Genomic DNA, 18,726 nt, shown 5'->3' on the forward strand with positions numbered 1-18,726 from the left:
ATCTCGCTAAAATCGTAAATGCTATTTATGTTCTTATTGCTAATGATCCTTTTGCATTTTAATTTAGTTAAAAATGAATCACTACTAGCAACGGTGAGAATATCTTGTTCAAGATCTCCAGCTAGTTTTTCAACCAATTTAGATTCTAACCTTCGCGAAATACTCTCAAAAGAAGGCAAATTTTCTTCGTTAGTGTTATCGACCCAATCTTTGGTCCTCGTTAGATGATTCTCTATTACCTCGAAAGTTTTTTCAATTTTTATGTTTTTCTGCAATCGGTAAGCAAGTATTGGGTCATGTTTTGAAAGCTCTAAAATAGCGCTGTCAAACTGAGAGGAGAAATCTACTCGCAGTTCTTCCTTCATATCAATGATTAACGAATTAAATGCTTTCTCAAGGGCAATTCGTAGCTCTGCTTCGAATGCTGATTTATCTTTAGGCGAGAATGCTTGGTCATTCAATTTCTCTAAATACAGCTTCAAGTAACCGTCAATCGCGCGATCTGTATTAATTACTGAATTGATAAATACATTGCGTAACTCAAGGAGTAAATAAATTATTGTTCGATTACTTTCTTTTTTTTCTCTCTGAATTTTCCATATATATGTTGCTAAGGCTACTAAAATAGTTGCACTAGCGGTAATAAAGGATCCCAAAATCTTAAGTTCTATCATGTAACTCTCGTGCGATAAACTCATCAACTAAAGATGCTAACAAATGCAAAATTAGTTTTTGTTTATGAAGTAGATTAATAAGTATCAGCAATTTTGTAATACTGTGAAGATAGCGTTTTGCGCAGACTCTCTAAATTCACGACCAATTCTTGGTGTGTATGAAGGGTGGGGGGCTGATATTACAGTTGTTTTAAAATCGCCTTTTTGCAGGCTACCTACTGAAAACTTGAACGTTACTTTACCTCTCACTTCGTGATGCTGTATGTCTGTTAAGTTTGAAGAGTGTAGTAGCCAATTCTTTGATGATGGGCTATTAGAGCTCTTGGGAACAAGAACAACTTTTGGCTTGAAGTACTCGATTATCTGATTGTTCAGCTCGTAAGAAAACTGAATAGCTCTCTCTAAAAGCGCTTTATCGTATTTAGCCAACTGAGAAGTGAAGCTTTTAAAATCCTTACTTCCCCACAGCACTATGTTAGCCATGAGCGTTTTGTGTTCACCAAACCGCTTGTTGAATATCTCTGAGTAGAATTGCCACTTGTTGTTTGGCTTGTTAATAGGATCCCACAATGGGACATTCGCACCTTCGCTATTTTTGTACGCTTCGCTGAAATTGTCGTTCATGGCTTGTTGCACAAAACCCTCGTAGTGGGAAGGGGAGGAAGGAGACAAAATAGCGTCGAGAGATTCAGGAACATTAGGATTTGAGCCTAACCAAATTACATCAACTGATTCGGCATTGAGCTTACTTAATACTTTTGCTGTCTCGATTTCCCCGAAGATAGAGCCTCTAAACGGTATCGAATAAGAGCCTGTACCTCTCTTGAGCGCTTTATTTTCTTGATTTTCTACAAAGTCAGAAATACTATTGTTTATTACTTCAAATATATTCAACGTCATGTCCTTATGATTTGCTTGCGTATTCTTTACAAAGCGACTTTTTAACTTTTTCGTAAGCTTTTTATGAACTAAAGATACGGTAATGCTTGTCTAGCTTCCAAGTGCATTGACTCGGTATTAGATTAAATTTATCACATACCAAGGTTTGAAGCTCAACGCTCTGTACCACTTTTCTGTCTGCATATATTTTAAAGAACTTTGAGTTTCCAGAGTAGATTATTCTACCCCTGCTGACTTCTTGATATTCAACAGCAATGAGCTCAGGAAAACACGGAAGGTATATTCTATGCTCTTCCCACTCTACTAAATGGCTAAAGTCACTGTCATAGAGTGAAAGGCTATCAGGCTCTGTACTATTCAAAGGCATTGCTTTAGCAAGTACAGTCGACTTGTAGACCCAAAAAATACCAATATGAGGCAGCTTAGTTTTCATCTTGTATATCTCCAACATGTTGACGTCACCCAACTGTCTTGACAGAGATTTACAACCCTTTAATTATTTTAAATTTGCTGCTGAAGTGAGCGCTATTCGCTTGCATGATATATCGTAGTCAAAAGAGGAAAGCTAACTTCTTATCTCTACTCGAATAGGTAACGTTAATGTGCATTAACATGAACTATTTAACATGAAAGTAACTCTGCTACGGTTCTAGATCAGAAAGAGAATTATCACAATTATTATAGTGCCCCTTCATAGATTTCAGTCATCTGTGGAGCCTCTTCAGATTTTTAGGAAACCTCCCCTAAAGAAGCTTGCTATGCCAGGAATGAGTGGTTGTTAACAAACAAAGTATACTTCAGAATTCATACTCGAAGCGGTATTACTCTGCTAGAAACCTGATATTATTGGTCGTCAGATTGCTTTAGATATTAGTATTTTTCTTAGTCTACCTAACTGCTGAAAACATCATGCTGCGCAATCTAAAGATAAAACACATAAGAGCAGTGATCCCCGTTGTGACGCGGGGATAGCAGATTAAAACATGAACTTGCCAAGGTCAAAAAATGACCGGTATTTTTACGCGAAGCGACAACGTTTTTAGCCAAAAAGTTACAGTAAGGTATCTAGCGATATCGAGTTTCCGATATGCCTTTCTACTAGTCTATTGTACCGTTTATTCGAAAATGGAGCCTTAGATGATTTGGTGAACTCAAAGAAGCGATGCGAACCAACTTCATGCTCATAAGCATAGCATCACGGTTATGGCATGAGCCAGATAATATTTACTTTGTTGTTCATTGATGCGCTCACTGTAAGGAGATCAGATAGCAATTGGAAAAGCTACCTCTTGGGTCAACGGTGATTTTATCTTTCAGTATTGGACTTGCTTTTACACTTGTTGTAGGGGGTATTACAGGTTTTGGTACGAGCGAGACGCAATAATTGTGACAGGCTTATTGAAATTGCATGATGTATTCTTCTATTCCTTCGGTGTACTTATTTTACATTGCCGGATTATGTATGAGCAGGCTTTGCAGTAGATTTCTGTTTTTCTGACAAGATTTAGCAACTTAATTGAAATACATGGCTTTTTAATACAGAGTTCCTCTTGTGAATCAGAAAGCTGACCATTTAGGCATTGACTACAATCATATTTTAAGAGAACATGAATTGCCAATAGAGGAATCTTGTGTTGAAAACGAATTACCGCATTAGCAAAAATCTAAAAGTGGTCTTAGCCGCTTTTTTGTTGTGCGCACAATTTTTGTTGATTGTGACTGACGCGTTTTCTATTGAACAAGACCACTTGTTTAGCAATGAATTATGTACTGAAAATACATTAATCGAACTGTCCGATGCTTACGATTTAGATACGGGAAGTGATTGTGACCATTGTTGTTCTTGTCATGGCCATTTTACACACATAGCTTTTTACTTTGATATTGAAAGCTCGTTTCTAAAAAAATCTCCCAATTTAGTCTCAGTTTATAGTGAAGCTACACCTAATCGTTTCATTAACCAAATAGAGCGTCCTCCAAGAATTTAATCCCTGTCGTTTTTCGTTTTTTCAACTGACTAGGATTATATATCATGAAAATTTCACAGTTTCCTGTGCGCAAATTTACGCGCGCCGGAATATTGACTAGTGCATTGATGCTATCTCAAGCCAATGCATTGGCAGAACAAGTAACTTTAGATGATGCAGTTCAACTTACTCTCAACCGTCATCCAAGCTTGTTGAAATTCAGACCTCTTACTAGAGCTCTTGAGGGAGATCGCCAACAAGCTTTGCTTTCTCCAGCTTACACCGTAGGTGCTAATCTAGAAAATGTGATGGGCACAAGTTCTACTTCGGGAGTTCAAGCAGCAGAAGCAACCATCTCTCTATCTTCAGTGTATGAACTTGGTGGAAAGAAGAGTGCAAGAACACTGGTTGTGGATGCCAGAGCTGCCCTTTTAGATTCAGAGCAGTATTCAATGTCTCTCTCACTACTTGGTGGGCTCACTCAGCAGTATATTCGCGTTCTGGCACAACAGGAGCGTCTGCAAATAGCTGAGCGAAGTGTGAGCTTAGCTGAAGATGCTCTTACTGTGATCACTAATAGAATAAAAAGTGGTGCAACGAATGATGCTGAATTGTTCAGAGCTAAATCGGCTTTAAACCAAGCGAAATTAGAACTTGCGACAGCAAAGGTGAATAAAGAGATAGCCCTGCAATCTCTCACACTATTCTGGCAGGGCAATTATGAAGATATCACGCTTACTGGTTCTTTAGATTCACCCGCTAAAAATTATTCCTACGAAACACTTTTTAACCAATTCTTATCATCATCGAATGCGGATTTACTAATTAAGTCACTTGACCTGAAGGACGCTGAAATTCAGTTGGCTAAGTCTGATAATACCGCAGACCTATCTTGGTCTGTTGGTGTTAGAAGGAATCAGGGAGCTCAAGATACATCGTTAGTTTTTGGTGCCTCAATTCCACTATTTGCTGAGAAGAGGAATTCGGGTGCAGTCAAATCTGCAATTGCTAGTAAGGAGGCGGAGTTATTAGAGCGAGACACCAAGTATCTCGATGTAAAAGCGATTCTATTTAAAGCAACGAAAAGCATAAATTTTAGTTCACAGGCAGCATTGCACCTGGAAAAAGAAGTAATGCCAGATTTGAAAAGAGCATTGGAGCTGACCAAGGAGGGCTATCAAAAGGGAATTTACACTTATCAAGAATGGTTTGCTTCACGTGATGCACTTCTCCAATCTCAACGGAGTCTCATCAACTATCGCGAAGCCACCCTGCTCAATGAAGCACTTATCGAACAATGGACAGGGCAATCTCTGAAATCATTCACTTTCAATCTCCAGGATTAATTATGCTAAAGCAAATTTTATTTTTATTTCTTATCGGCACTGTGACATCTATCGCGACTGCAAGTGAAGATGTCACCAATTCAAATGACAACCAAAATATATTCCAGAAAGGTAACATCAAAATAGAAGTAAGTATCGATGAAAGCCCCGAGGGCTCTGTAATTATTGCCTCGACTTCTGAAGATGGGAAGCCATTTATCCCTGATTCCTTTTCTATAGAGCTACAGAAGTTAGGTTCAAGCTCAGAAAAATTTGAGTTTCAAACTTCAGAGGGGGTTTTGCGGTCAATAAAAGCTCTGTCTGAACCTCATTCTTTTAGGGCTACTATTTATCTGACTGACAAAAGACGAAAGTATTCCTGGGAGTGGGAAAACTTCGAGGGAAGAACACAGATCTCAAGAGCGTTAACTGAAAAGTTTCAATTAGCAACCTCCGAAGTTCAGAGTGGGACCATTGAAAGACATATCGAATTGTTGGGTACTCTTGTAATTCCACCCAAGAACAAGGCTGAAGTTAATGCGCGGTTCTCGGGAGTTGTAGAAACTCTCGCTTCGGATGTTGGTGACAGCGTGAAGGCTGGCGATGTAATTGCAAAAATTCAATCAAATGACAGCTTACAAACCTACATCGTGAAAGCGCCAATTTCGGGTACGGTAGTAAGTCGAAATGTTAATGTTGGGCAGTTGGTTACCAGTGAAACGCTTTATAAAATAGTCGACGCTGAAACGCTTTGGGCAGAATTGAAAGTATTTCCATCCAAGCGGGATACAATAAAGCAGGGCTCTTATATCCACATAAAAAAAGGTTCCCGACAGCAAGATGCAAAGGTCAAATTTCTCATTCCGTCAGGTTCACTTGAACCTTATCAGATCGCAATTGTTGAAATCACTAATACCGAAGGAGAATTCTCCCCCGGCGATATGGTTACAGGTGTAGTTGATGCTCAGAAAGTCGATGTTTCGCTTCGCGTTGAGAATGAAGCTATCCAATCAATGGATGGTAACTCAGTTGTATTTTTAAACGATGGTAACACGTTTCAAGCTGTCCCTGTCGAGCTGGGTATAAAAGATGACAACTTCACTGAAGTAAAGCGTGGCTTAATCGCTGGTCAAATTTACGTTTCAAAAAATAGCTTTCTGATAAAAGCGGATCTTGAAAAATCCGGTGCCTCTCACGCTCACTAATCCTGGAGACGATAAATGATTGATAATATTATTCGTCTTTCAGTAGAAAGACGCTTTTTGTTTCTTGTTCTTGCACTAATCTTAATTGGGATCGGCGTTTGGAGCTACCAGCGATTACCTATTGATGCTGTACCAGATATTACAAATGTACAGGTTCAGATTAACACCAAAGCTCCGGGGTACTCACCATTAGAAGCTGAACAACGAATAACATTTCCTGTCGAAACAGCACTATATGGCTTGCCTAACTTATCCTATACACGTTCTATATCGAGGTATGGTCTTTCACAGATTACTGTTATTTTCGAAGAAGGAACGGATATCTTTTTTGCCCGAAATTTAATCGACGAAAGACTTGCGAACCTTAAAAGTGTTTTACCTGATGGCCTTGAACCAGAAATGGGGCCAATCGCTACAGGGCTAGGCGAGATTTTCGTATATACGCTGGAAGGGAAAGATGGAGCCACGTTGCCCGATGGCTCCCCGGTTACGCCAATGGCTTTAAGAGAGGTACAAGATTGGATTATTCGACCACAGTTAGCCCAAGTGCCAGGAGTAGTAGAAGTAAACACTATTGGGGGCTATGACAAGCAGTATCATGTCAATCCCGATCCTGTAAAAATGCTGGAGATGGGAGTCACGGTTGAAGATATCTCTGAAGCACTATATTTGAACAATGATAATACAGGAGCTGGCTATATTGAGAAAAATGGCGAGCAACTTCTTGTACGATCTCCAGGTCAATTGACAGGGATAAGGGATATTGAAAATGTTGTAGTAAGTAACAAAGGATCTGTTCCTGTTCTGGTAAAAGATATTGCAACTGTAGGCCTGGGTAAGCAGCTGAGAACCGGAGCTGCTACAAGAAATGGAAAAGAGACTGTGATGGGAACAGTCATGATGTTACTGGGAGAAAACTCAAGAGAAGTTGCTGCTTTAACTGCCAGTAAACTAACTGAAATTCAAAACTCCTTACCAGACTGGGTGGTTGCTGAACCTGCCTACGATAGGACTTCACTGGTCGACAAAGCAATAAACACTGTGCAGAAGAACTTGCTGGAAGGAGCATTACTCGTAATTGTCATATTATTTTTACTACTAGGCAATATCCGAGCGGCTCTTATTACGGCAGCGGTCATACCAATCGCTATGATGATGACAATTACAGGAATGGTCCAGAAAGGTGTTTCCGCAAATCTAATGAGTCTGGGAGCATTAGATTTTGGACTCATTGTTGATGGCGCTGTCATCATTGTTGAAAACTGTATTAGGCGCTTATCTGAAGCGCAACAGCATCACGGCAGGCTTCTTCAACTTAAGGAGCGTCTTGAAGAGGTTAAAATAGCAACTATTGAAGTAATCAGGCCCAGCTTATTTGGTGTCGGAATCATAACCGCCGTTTATCTGCCCATATTTACTTTAACAGGCGTCGAAGGAAAGATGTTTCATCCAATGGCAATAACTGTAGTTATCGCTCTTGTTGCGGCAATGATGTTGTCGCTAACGGTGGTACCTGCAGCAATCGCCGTTTTCATGGGTGGAAAAATCAGTGAAAAGGAAAGTTTTTTAATAAGTTGGGTGAAACAAGTTTACGAACCAGCACTTAGAGCAATTCTTAAATTTAAAGCAGCTGCTCTCGGGGCTGCATTAACGCTTGTGATCTTCTGTGGATGGCTGGCAACAACGCTTGGTTCTGAATTTATTCCTCAACTGGATGAAGGTGATGTTGCTTTACAGGCTTTACGAATAACGGGTACCGGTCTAAACCAATCAATTCAAATGCAAGAACAACTTGAAGATGCGCTGTTGGAAATTCCAGAGGTAGGGGTAGTCTTTGCGAAAATAGGTACACCGGAAGTCGCTACAGACCCGATGCCTCCTAATGTAGCCGATAGTTTTATAATACTTAAACCTCGATCAGAGTGGCCTGATCCAGCTAAATCTAAAACGGATTTAGTGGCTGAAATTGAATCAGTCGCCTCAAAAATGCCTGGTAATAATTATGAATTTACCCAACCAATTCAAATGAGATTCAATGAATTGATTTCCGGCGTAAGGGCTGATGTTGCAGTCAAAGTTTTCGGTGATGATTTAGATCAATTGTTGGTGACTGCAAATGAGGTAGCTGAGATTGCTAAGTCGATTCAAGGTGCCGCAGACACTCGAGTTGAGCAAGTTGCTGGTCTTCCTATGCTGTCTATATTACCAAAGCGAGAAGCCCTCGCAAGGTATGGCCTAAACGTAGCAGACATTCAAGCACTCGTTTCAACAAGCATAGGAGGCAAGGAAACAGGCATAATCTATGAAGGCGATCGCCGGTTTAAGCTTGTAATCAGATTATCTGAAGAATTGCGTACGAATATTGACAAATTAGAGAGCCTACCTGTTCCTGTTGGTAATAGTTTTGTACCGCTTGAAGAGGTGGCCAGCCTCGAGTTAAAGCCAGCACCTGCACAGATCAGCCGAGAGAATGGAAAGCGCAGAGTTGTCGTAACGACTAACGTACGAGGAACCGACCTAGGAGGATTTGTCGTTGATTTACAAAAAAGACTTAAATCCGATTTAAAAATGAAGGAAGGATATTGGTTAGAGTTTGGTGGTACCTTTGAACAACTGGAATCCGCCAGCAAACGGCTGACTTTAGTCGTTCCGGTTACGCTTGCGTTGATAGTTGGCATACTCATTATGGCGTTTGGGTCTGTTAAAGACGCATTGATAATTTTCACTGGTGTACCACTAGCCTTGACTGGAGGAGTACTGGCACTCTGGATTAGAGATATGCCTCTTTCAATTTCTGCGGGAGTAGGCTTTATCGCTTTGTCCGGGGTCGCGGTTTTGAATGGACTAGTGATGGTCGCATTCATCAGACAACTCTGGCAGGAAAATGGTGATATTTATACTTCAGTAATTCGAGGGGCCATAATCCGGCTTCGACCTGTTTTGATGACTGCGTTAGTGGCCAGCTTAGGCTTTGTTCCCATGGCACTTAATACAGGAACAGGTGCTGAAGTACAAAGACCGCTCGCCACTGTAGTCATTGGGGGAATTATATCATCAACTTTATTGACATTATTTATTTTACCTGCGCTTTATCAGCTCGCACATAACAAACGCAACTCTTAATCAAATTTTACGCCCGGTATGTTCCGGGCGCACCGGAGCCTCTATGACTCATAATCATTCAAATAGCTCAAACAAAATTGGGTGGGCTTTTCTATTAAATTTCAGCTTCACAATTATTGAATTTATTGGCGGCTGGCTAACGAACAGCACTGCTATAATGGCAGATGCTGTTCATGATCTCGGCGATTCAGTTTCTATTGGAAGCGCCTGGTGTCTCAATAAGTTAGGAGAGAGAGGCCGATGAAAATTTCACATATGGGTACAAGCGACTCAGCCTGTTAGGGGCATTTATTAACGGAGCCGTACTTATCCTTGGCTCAATCTGGGTATTATCAGAAGCCATTCCTCGAGTATTAGACCCGGTCGTTCCAAATACAGAAGGCATGATATTACTTGCGATTCTAGGTGTCGCTGTAAACGGCTTTGCTGTGTATAAACTCCAGGGAGGAAATACCCTAAACGAGAGAGTGTTGAACTGGCATTTATTGGAGGACGTTTTAGGCTGGGTTGCTGTATTAATTATTGCCATAGTAATGCAATTTGTCGACTGGCCAATTTTAGACCCCCTACTTTCGATTGGCTTTACGCTTTTTATATTGTTTAATGTAATTCGAAACTTATTAGCAACCTTAAAATTATTTTTGCAAGGTGTTCCAGAGAAAAACTTATACAAACAAGTGTTAGATGAACTCCGGAGTGTTGATAGAGTTGAATATATCCATGACTTAAAAATTTGGTCACTTGACGGAGAACACAATGTTATTACTATACGCGTTGGCAGTGCCTTAAAGACAGTTGAAGAATACAAGTTATTGAAGCTTGATATTTATGATAGCTTGGCCATGTTTGACTTCAGTTACAGCACAGTTGAAATAGAGTTTACTGACGAGCATTCTGCAGTTAATGAGGAGGTGAGATGAAATTCCATCACTCATTAACAATGATAGTCGACAGTAATTCAAGTTTTAATTCTAAGCTAAAATTTTATTTGTGACACATTGTCTACAATCATGACTATAGATTTTCATGGAACTTTTTAGTTTGTTCCCCTCATGATTAAATTTTTTGTTAAACTGTAAGGAGAGTGTGATAGATAATAATGCGTAACTAAAGTGGTAAGAGGCAAGATTGAACACGTACCTTCGACATCAACGTTTCTTTCGTGCTCTTACGAGATGTTGAAAATAAAATATAGAGACATTAATGAAATTTATAAGTAACTATAAGATGAGCTTCTTATTTTTTATTAGTGGTATTTTGTGTTTAATCGCTTATAACATAAAAGGCTCGAGTATAGATGAAAATGGTTTTTTGGTTGAATCGTTTGGCTTCATTCCTATATTTTGGCTGTTTGAGCTGATGGCATCGCTGACTTTTGCTTTCACTTTCATTAAACTTAAAAAAATCAGCGAAAGTAAAAGCACGCGAAGAACTTTTTCTAACTGACAATTTTGCTTTGCGATTTGCTATGCAACTCCTGGCTAGTAATTGAAAACTGAACCTAAAGGTTGTTGGGTATTGCCTTTTAGTTATATCAGACTTTAACTTCTTATATTAAAGCTCGCTAATTATTGGCTTTCTATTCTTTTATACACATTGATGAATTTGCATAGTTGGACCCATGTCAGTGCGGTACCTCATCGGTGAGTCAACAGTCTCAAATCAAAAATATCTACACAATGTAGCTAACCACAACAGTGATGAAATTGCGATCGTCACTAAAACAGCCGCTGAGCCTAAATCTTTAGCTAAGCCTGACAGTGGGTGAATCTCTTTTCCAATACGGTCAATAGTTACTTCAATTGCAGTATTTATAATTTCAGCGAACAAAACGAAGAGTATGGAGGAAAGTAAAATCGCCTTTTCCATATAAGGAATTGACCAAAATGCAAGCACTCCCGCCGCTAAGATAAGTAAGATAAGTTCTTGCCGGAACGCTGACTCGTTTTTAACAAGCCATGATATAGCTCGAACTGAGTTTTTCATTGCTAATACAATACGCAACATGCCCTTTGGTTTGGCTTTAGGGTCGAAATGCATTTTTGATGTGGTTTCGTCTATGACTCGCATTTTCGTAAAATATCCTGAGTGGGTTGGTAGGTGCTGCTTTGCACATTAGTAAGACCAAGTAATGTGTCAAAAAGGTTGTCATGCGAATAAGGATGACTGGACAACGACCTTACGCAATCACTGTATTCAGGTTGGCTAAACTTGGAGGCCCAATAAACCATTGGTACATGAGTTTGCTCAACAGGCGCTAAATTATAAGGGAAACCGTGTAAATAAAGCCCTTTTTCTCCCAATGACTCACCATGATCCGATAGATAAAGCATCGACGAATTAGGAATAGTGGAAAGCTGTTCAATAATCTGGCCTAGCACGTAGTCTGTGTATGCAATAGTATTATCGTACGTATTTGTCAGCTCTGCCTCTTCACAATTTTGAATATCACTTCTGGGACAGTCAGGCACGAACTTAGCAAATTTCTCTGGGTATCTCCGGTAATAGGTAGGCCCGTGTGAGCCAATCATATGTAAGACTATAACTCTATGTTCTTTAGATGGTCTTGAAAGAGTTTCTCTTAAAAGGTCAATAAGTACCTCATCATAACAATAATCTCCATCGCACAACTTGGGAACTCTTGACGGGTTGAAGTCTATAGTCTCTACCCTCTTGCATACTCCTTTACAGCTACTGTTATTGTCAATCCATGTGACGTCAACACCTGCACGATGAATGATGTCTAAAACATTGTCCTGACTGTCTGCGATACGCGAATCATAATTTTCTCGTGAAAGTCTTGAGAACATACATGGCACAGAGACTGCGGTAGCAGTGCCGCAAGATGTCACCTTGCTAAAACTGATTGCACCTGCGTTCTGGATATTAGGCGTAGTACGCCTCGAATAGCCGTTGCTTGAAAACTTGTCAGCTCTGGCCGTTTCGCCAACCACAAACACTGTAGTAGACGGATGTATATCAGCATTCCCTTTTATGTAGGGACGCTTGTCTAATACTTTGTAGGGTAAAGGCGGATAGAAGTAAGTGTCCCGAAGGTACTTGTACCCTGAATCATAAAAGGCGTAGGGAATAATATACTTCGTTAGGTCTTTGTTATTTCTGCCGACAGCTGCATAGCTCTTAAAAAGGAACGTGGCTATAATTGCAATACCCAATAAAGCTAATAAGTTCAGCACTAGAAGGTGCTTGATTCGAGCCTTGAGCTTCCCATTTAATTCCAGGTTAAAAATCGCAAATACAGGGATTAATCCCAATATAGAGAAGAATAAAACAAGTGTCGAATTTAGATAGGAAAAAGCTTCACCAGAATTTGTTTCCATTACATTCTGTATCATGCTCTTATCGAAAATGACACCATAGGCCAAGGTGCCGTAAAGTAGTAGAGAACTTACAACGAAAGCAATTGCAACGGTGGTGCGCGGCAAAAATAGGGCACCAAAAAGACTTAGAAAAATAACATTAAAAAAGGTTAGCAAGAGCGGTACAGAGAGAAAAAATACCCACTCATTCAATGTTACAGGGGCTACAACTTCATAAACAGCAGACAGAAATGGTGCGTTGAATATTGCTGCGATAAATAGTGAAGAAACTAAAATGAACTGAGCTGATGTAGGATTAAAGTTTAGTGTTATTGGGAATTTCACAATAAGGCTCTCGTGTACTTCTTAGCACACAAGTTACCTGTCAAAACTTAAATGACGCTTAAGGAAAACTGTGGAATGAAAATTTTCGCACTATTTTTTCATTTTATGAAGATATGTATTTCTCACGTAACGGGCCTGTCTGGGATATAACTAAAGATCTCAGTCGTCGTTCTCGTAAGCGGACATTTTTCGGTTAATGCCTCGTGCGATAATAGAACCCAGTGGACGCGATGTGCATATCCTACAGACGTTGCCATTTCTTTTTTAAAACAATCATTACGTACGTGTTTTTCATCTACGAGGATATATCTTCCCTTGTCAGTCTTCTCCATCCACTGGTAGGCGGCAGATAATTGCTCATCAGTAGGGGTATGATAGCCAAAGTGGACGATGGGATAAGGCGAGAAGAGAATAAACTGTTCAGAAAAATCAACAAGTGCAATAGTTGCATCATGTTTGCCAATTTCTTTTTCAATATTTCCAAATACGCTTTTAGGGGTTTTTACATCTTCAAGTAAAGTGTAACCCCATGTAGCGTACATGCCCCAAAGAGTACACAAGAAATAAGGCCAGGCTTTCCAGTGCTTCCCTCTAGAAGTAATCACCGTAACCAGACACGTCAGTCCCCCCGTTACTAAAAAAAACATCCACGGAGAAAGCCCGAACTTTTCTTCTAATTTTAGGGCGAATGATGCTTCTACTATGCCGGAAAAACCAAACCCCAATAAGCCTACTGATAGTAAAAATACAACACCCCACAAAAGCCAGGAGAATACTTTTTTATTAACAACTGAATCAAAGTAAGGCGCAGAGATCAGTGCCAGCATCGGCAATGCGGGTAAGATGTACACCCCCCGTTTGCCAGGACTTACGCTGAAGAAAAGCAGGACAAGTACAATCCAACCCAACGGTAAGAGTATGCGGGCATCACCTTTTTTAATTGCGCTATACCAAAATGGGATGAGCCATGGAAGAGCGATGCTAATTGGCAGCCAAAATAATGGAATAACCTCAACGAGGTAATACCAGAATGGCTTTATGTGATGCCAGGAATCAGCATATCGAGTGACCGTTTGCCTAAAAAGAATGTTATCTCTATATAGAGCAAGTGATGGATCGTGGCTATTTTCGACTAATATCAACATAGGTATAAACCATAGTGATATAGCCAGTAACATCACCACTGCACCCATTATCCACGGTAATACGGAGTTTTTAGTTTGCTTCTTAGCTATGTCCCGCTGAGGCCAAACGCGTCGATGTATCAAGTATGGTATCAGCATTAAGACTGGTAAAAATCCGACCCCTTTTGTGATGACGCCAATTCCCATGAAGAAAAAGGCGAGGTAATACCAACGCCATCGCCTTTCAACTAAGAAAAAGCGCAGAAGACCATAGCATCCTATTGTTATCCAGCAGCAGACCATTGCGTCTATTTGTGCAGACTTGGCCTGAAGCAAAAATTGAAAACTCAATAAAAGAAGTGACGTTGCGATCAGCGCTTCTTTTGTGCTCCACAGTCGTTTTGAGATGTCATACACCAAAAAAAGTGTGAGTAGGCTGCATAAAGCAGATGGGAGCAGAAAGGCAATCTTAATTGACCCGAATAGCGCAAAGAAAAAAGCGATAGACCACATAAACACAGGTGGTTTATCAGGATAAAACTCTTCCGCTCTGGCTGGAAAGAACCACTGACCTGTTTCAACCATTTCTTTTGCAACTTGTGCAAAACGAGGTTCGTCAGCAGGCCAGGGATCTCTTAACCCAATCCCGATAAATATCAACACGCTAGCCAGTACAAAAAGCCAGAAAGTATAATTTGGGTGCTTGTTCTTATGTTTAATGGCTAAGCTCGTCTGATTCATTGCTACATTTGCTGCTTTTTGTGAGTGAACGAAGAGTTTTATCGTCATTATGTTGACGACGATAAACCTTAAAAAGATATGCGCTTAGCAAGCTGGAAATCCCGAATAATAGGGCGCTTATGATTATTTTAAGTTCAGAGTTGACTAATACACCCTTACCCATCAATGCAAAAACCGCCATTTGAGGGATGTAGCCAATAGTAGACCCAAGAATAAAAGAGCGTCGTGGAATCTTTGAAACGCCAGCAAAAATGTTTGTGAGTAGATTATTTCCTACTGGCAACAGTCTAATGATAACGGACTTAAGAAAGGGAGAGCGAACTAGAAAATGGTCTAACTTGCGCACCCGCATTTCAAAGTGTTGAATAATAATCGGTCTAGCGAAAGATCGGGACACTGCCATAACTGTTGCACAGCTGAGCGTAGCTGCTAATGTTGAATAGATGATACCTGCAGCAAATCCAAAGGCATACCCCCCCATAAATGCGACTAACTGGCGTGGAAGTCCGATAGAAAGTAAAAATACTGAGACGGCTAAAAATTTGGCTATCCCTGTCACTCCATTATTACGGGTATGCTTGTCTATCCATTCCTGATTAAATGCGTCAAATGAGGGAGAGACCGGAATCAAATGACTAAAAAACAGAATGGTAAGTACCAAAATGAAGAAACGAAGGAGACTGGAATTCAATTAGATACTCTCTTCATTTTCTAAGATGACATCATTAAGTTTATTACGTTTCTGAAGCCAATAAACTCCTGCCATATCAGTTAGTCCGACCCCAAGCCGCCCTAACATATTATATTTTGATTTTCCAAATTGCCTGTCTCTGTGATTCACCTCAACAACTTTAATGATCCCACCTTGTCGCCGGATCAGTGCTGGCAGAAAACGATGCATATGATCAAAATAGGGTAAATCGAGGAATGTTTGTTTTGGAAAGACCTTTAACCCACATCCGGTGTCAGGTGTATCATCATTAAGAAGTTTACTTCTTACAGAATTTGCTAGTTTTGACTGAAATCTTTTCCAAGCTGTATCCTTTCTGTTTTTACGGTGACCAGCAATGCAAAAGTGACTCCCTAACGGAAATTGAGAGGCCATAGTCAGGAGGTTTGGTATATCAGAGGGATCATTCTGCCCATCCGCATCAAGTGTTACTACAAGTTCTCCATCAGCATGGCTCACCCCTGTCCAAATAGCTGTACTTTGTCCCACCGAGTGCTTATGCCGTAGTACGTTAACTTTGTCAAAGCCACTCGCTTTCAGGTAAAGCAAATTCTCAAATGTCTTATCCGTACTTCCATCATCAACATAGATGACTTCGAAGTTTGCTACACCTGTTAACGCTCTATAAATTTCCTCAATTAAGGGTTTTAAATTTTCTTCTTCGTTTTTTGCTGGTATTACAACTGAAATTCGCACGTAGCCCTCTGTCAAAGCCCCAAGATCAAGCAAATTCTATTTTCGACAGGAAAACTCTAACAAACGAAACTTAAGATACGCTTATGAAGAGTCATTTAATTGAGGTAATAATGTTCTAATCGCTCAGGAAGGAAGAAAGAGGCTGGTTAAGGAGGGAACGCTATAGGAGTGTGTTTCGACCAGCTATCGTAGTACTTTCGCCACGGCCCTGGTTTGCACTTACGATCACCTTGTCTTGTTATTGCAAATATTTTGTCCTGAGTAACGCCTGCGGCCAAATAAGCAGCAAAGTCAGTGCTTGAATCGCCAAATGCAGCAAAAAGTGTCCAGCCAGACTCCGTGTAACGCTTTAGAATATTTAGTTTAATGTTTTAAAGTTTTTTCGCTCAGCCGTAGCATTCGCTACCTGAATATTTCCGTCTGGGAAATGGTAACGGGATAAAAAAATGAAATGTTGCACTGGAAGTATATACTTCGCGCAGTCAGATAGATAACTCTGGGGCCGTTATCAGTGTATGCTTGAACAAGTTCAGACGCACTTTCTCTTTCAGAAAAAATGCAGGTGTTACTGAGCATCAGTGTTTCATCGGTGTCAAAAATAACAGCTTTGTCACTCTTACAATTTGGGGGCAGAAATTTCTGTAGAGGTTATTGAGCACTCGCTAAGTAGCAGGGCTGATAAGAATCGGTCTTCATCGTCAGTCACAAAACTGTTATTAATATGAACATAATAACGAGATAAATTAAGAGCTACTGAAGGAAATCAATCAGTTTATGCTAAAAGAACCACTTTTGTGTAGGTTAACTATAAGCACCAGTTCAATAGCTTCTTCAGTAAATCCTAAGGATGAGAAGGTATACTGAAATAACTTTAAAATTGACGTTCAAATTATGAGAATACTACTGATAGAAGACTCCTTATCATTGAGAGACAGTTTGAGCTTAGGCTTAGAAAAGTTGGGCTACTCAGTCGATACTGCTGGCACTGGCTCTGAGGGATTGAGTATGGCGTTGCTTGGTAGCTACGAAATAATCATCCTTGATATGATGTTACCTGAGCTGGACGGTATGACTATTCTTAAAACGTTACGAAAAAGAGATTTAGAATCAAAGGTTATCATCTTATCTGCGCGATCTGAGTCAGAAGACAAAGTAGCGGGGCTATTGGCAGGTGCAGACGACTACCTTTCTAAGCCGTTCTCGTTTGACGAATTGACTGCTAGACTACTTAGCTTGATGAGGAGAGGTGTGGCAAATTGTCTCAATGACCAAGTTACTATCAACGGTTTGACACTCAATATCCAGTTTAAAACGCTTTCATACAATAATGGCATTATCAACCTGACCCCGAATGAGTACAAAATTGTTGAATGTATTTTCCTCAATAGACACAAGATAGTTACCTCAGAAATGCTGAGTGAATTTATTTCTGGAAGCTATGACCATATCTCAAAAAATGCTATTGAAGCTCACCTTTCCTCAGCAAGGAGAAAAGTAAGAGAAAGCGGCGCGTCTCTACCCATTAAAAGTAAACGTGGTTTTGGTTACAGAGTTGTAGAAGCTAATGAAATCAATACGTAAAACATTAACACGTAGACTTTCTATTATTATTTCACTGTTAGTCATTGCCGTTTTACTTGCAGCAGATATTGGTGTCGATTCCTGGATCGAACAAGAATTCAACCAGGCTATGAAGGCAAAAGTAGGTATGCTTCAGAGCTTGGTAAATGAAGATGTCGAGGGTGTGGAGTTCGAATTTGCAGGTGAGTATTTGCCTGAGTTTGAAGGGACATCTTCCCCCGAGTATTTTCAACTTTGGTACAAAGACTCAACGTTTGAAAAATCAGATACTCTGGCGCTTTATACCATCAATGAATTGCCTTACAGCAGCATTGGCCTGGATGAATATTCTTTCCAGGATATTACTCTGCCCGATGGCCGTACGGGTCGGGTAATTTACACTCGATATATACCTCAGATTGATTCTGAAGACAGAGCTGGATTTTATCGGGTCATGGATAAGGGTAACGATACTCGTCCGTCAATGGTTATCGCGTACGCAACATCTACAGAATTGTTAAATTTCACGTTGTGGTTTATCGATGGTGCTTTTCTATTTGCATTAATTATCGTGCCGCTAGTTGTTCGATTTACAGTGCGTAACACTGTGGCTTATGCTCTGGCACCCTTGGATGCCTTAAATGCCAAGATAAAAGGACTACGATTTACCACTAGGCAAAAACACGAAGCTTTTCAAAATAATGTCGAGGAATTGGAACCCATTACCCAAAGTTTGAATCACTTTTTTGAAGATAATTATTCGCTTTACCTGCGTGAGAAGAGGTTGACTTCGGATATCGCACACGAGCTAAAAACACCAGTCTCTGAATTAATAAATATGACTGAAGTAGCAATTAAGTTTCCAGGAGAAATAAGATTAGAAAAAGATTTTAAGCCACGTGTTTTGCAAATAGGCACAAGAATGAAAAATATTATTTCTGGCCTTATGTTAATCCAAAAATATAGTTTTAAGACCCTAGAGCTAACTGATGAGATAGATATCCACAAATTAGTAT

General features: G+C 40.1%; 15 protein-coding genes and 1 pseudogene. 7 read left to right on the forward strand and 9 right to left on the reverse strand.

The features are described from left to right. From LHL20_RS19660 to LHL20_RS19670, 3 genes are all read right to left on the reverse strand, one after another. A partial coding sequence (locus tag LHL20_RS19660) for a hypothetical protein (RefSeq protein ID WP_226434502.1) occupies positions 1-674 on the reverse strand: 674 nt, incomplete at its 3' end. A gap of 84 nt (positions 675-758) precedes the next feature. Next, the gene (locus tag LHL20_RS19665; protein ID WP_014997010.1) at positions 759-1,574 is read right to left on the reverse strand and encodes a hypothetical protein; all 816 of its coding nucleotides are present in this window, start codon (positions 1,572-1,574) and stop codon (positions 759-761) included. A gap of 61 nt (positions 1,575-1,635) precedes the next feature. Then, entirely contained in the window at positions 1,636-2,007 is a 372-nt protein-coding gene (locus LHL20_RS19670; protein WP_226434503.1) for a hypothetical protein, read from the reverse strand. Between the two features lie 1,599 nt (positions 2,008-3,606). Here LHL20_RS19670 and LHL20_RS19675 point away from each other — a divergent pair. The 5 genes and pseudogenes from LHL20_RS19675 (at position 3,607) to LHL20_RS19695 (ending at position 10,640) form a co-directional block, all read left to right on the forward strand. Beyond that, positions 3,607-4,887 (forward strand): TolC family protein, encoded by a 1,281-nt coding sequence (locus LHL20_RS19675; RefSeq protein WP_226434504.1) that lies wholly within the window; start codon positions 3,607-3,609, stop codon positions 4,885-4,887. A gap of 2 nt (positions 4,888-4,889) precedes the next feature. Continuing rightward, positions 4,890-6,071, forward strand: a complete 1,182-nt coding sequence (locus tag LHL20_RS19680; protein ID WP_226434505.1) for an efflux RND transporter periplasmic adaptor subunit — start codon at positions 4,890-4,892, stop codon at positions 6,069-6,071. A 15-nt stretch (positions 6,072-6,086) separates the two neighbouring features. After that, on the forward strand, positions 6,087-9,194 hold the full coding sequence (locus LHL20_RS19685; protein WP_226434506.1) for an efflux RND transporter permease subunit: 3,108 nt from the start codon (positions 6,087-6,089) through the stop codon (positions 9,192-9,194). Positions 9,195-9,237: 43 nt separating this feature from the next. After that, positions 9,238-10,114, forward strand: a pseudogene (locus LHL20_RS19690) (cation diffusion facilitator family transporter). A 307-nt stretch (positions 10,115-10,421) separates the two neighbouring features. Beyond that, the gene (locus LHL20_RS19695; protein WP_226434510.1) at positions 10,422-10,640 is read left to right on the forward strand and encodes a DUF3955 domain-containing protein; all 219 of its coding nucleotides are present in this window, start codon (positions 10,422-10,424) and stop codon (positions 10,638-10,640) included. 216 nt (positions 10,641-10,856) lie between these two features. Here LHL20_RS19695 and LHL20_RS19700 read toward each other — a convergent pair whose 3' ends face one another. From LHL20_RS19700 to LHL20_RS21325, 6 genes are all read right to left on the reverse strand, one after another. Next, a complete protein-coding gene (locus LHL20_RS19700) occupies positions 10,857-11,264 on the reverse strand; it encodes a diacylglycerol kinase (protein WP_015066029.1) in 408 nt (135 codons plus the stop codon). After that, the gene (locus tag LHL20_RS19705; RefSeq protein WP_020742701.1) at positions 11,252-12,859 is read right to left on the reverse strand and encodes a phosphoethanolamine transferase; all 1,608 of its coding nucleotides are present in this window, start codon (positions 12,857-12,859) and stop codon (positions 11,252-11,254) included. Before LHL20_RS19705 ends, LHL20_RS19700 begins: the two co-directional genes overlap by 13 nt. 122 nt (positions 12,860-12,981) lie before the next feature. After that, positions 12,982-14,724, reverse strand: a complete 1,743-nt coding sequence (locus LHL20_RS19710; RefSeq protein WP_020742702.1) for an ArnT family glycosyltransferase — start codon at positions 14,722-14,724, stop codon at positions 12,982-12,984. Then, positions 14,699-15,415, reverse strand: a complete 717-nt coding sequence (locus tag LHL20_RS19715) for a TVP38/TMEM64 family protein (RefSeq protein ID WP_226434507.1) — start codon at positions 15,413-15,415, stop codon at positions 14,699-14,701. The genes LHL20_RS19710 and LHL20_RS19715 overlap by 26 nt, the downstream gene beginning before the upstream one ends. After that, a complete protein-coding gene (locus LHL20_RS19720; RefSeq protein WP_015066033.1) occupies positions 15,416-16,150 on the reverse strand; it encodes a glycosyltransferase family 2 protein in 735 nt (244 codons plus the stop codon). It lies immediately after the preceding gene. Positions 16,151-16,552: 402 nt separating this feature from the next. Further along, entirely contained in the window at positions 16,553-16,783 is a 231-nt protein-coding gene (locus tag LHL20_RS21325; protein ID WP_425292847.1) for an LNS2 domain-containing protein, read from the reverse strand. Between the two features lie 258 nt (positions 16,784-17,041). Between LHL20_RS21325 and LHL20_RS19725 the strand changes: the two genes are divergently transcribed. Together LHL20_RS19725 and LHL20_RS19730 are read left to right on the forward strand one after the other, a co-directional pair. Beyond that, positions 17,042-17,731 (forward strand): response regulator transcription factor, encoded by a 690-nt coding sequence (locus tag LHL20_RS19725; RefSeq protein WP_226434508.1) that lies wholly within the window; start codon positions 17,042-17,044, stop codon positions 17,729-17,731. Further along, a partial coding sequence (locus tag LHL20_RS19730; protein WP_226434509.1) for a sensor histidine kinase occupies positions 17,715-18,726 on the forward strand: 1,012 nt, incomplete at its 3' end. The genes LHL20_RS19725 and LHL20_RS19730, both read left to right, overlap by 17 nt.

Source organism: Alteromonas sp. McT4-15 (assembly GCF_020515205.1).
Classification (GTDB): domain Bacteria; phylum Pseudomonadota; class Gammaproteobacteria; order Enterobacterales; family Alteromonadaceae; genus Alteromonas.